Here is a 265-nt window from a genome sequence, read left to right as displayed (position 1 = left end):
CCGATCCCATGGGTTACGGGTAATGCCGGTGAGCAGGCTGTCCGTGACGATCTTGTTGCCAAACTCCGAGGTCGTAGTCTTGCCGAACAGCAGCGCGCCGGCCTGTCGCAGTCGCGCGACCGCGGGTGCGTCATCGGCCTCCGGCGCGCTAGGTGACGTAAGCGATCCGTATCGTGTCGGCAGCCCACGCACGGCGACGAGGTCTTTGACCGAGACCGGCACGCCATCCAGTAATCCACATGGCTCCCCGCGCATCCAGCGCCGC

At 66.0% G+C, this 265-nt stretch carries 1 protein-coding gene; it reads right to left on the bottom strand.

Translation table 11 applies throughout. From position 1 onward, the window contains the following. On the bottom strand, positions 1-265 hold a 265-nt coding region (locus SB752_RS32620; protein ID WP_410719531.1), incomplete at both ends, for an amidase family protein.

It is taken from the genome of Brevibacillus sp. SIMBA_040 (assembly GCF_046535075.1).
Taxonomy (GTDB): domain Bacteria; phylum Bacillota; class Bacilli; order Brevibacillales; family Brevibacillaceae; genus Brevibacillus.
The sequence above is the reverse complement of the archived record's forward strand: the minus strand, read 5'-3'. Positions and strand labels throughout refer to the sequence as shown.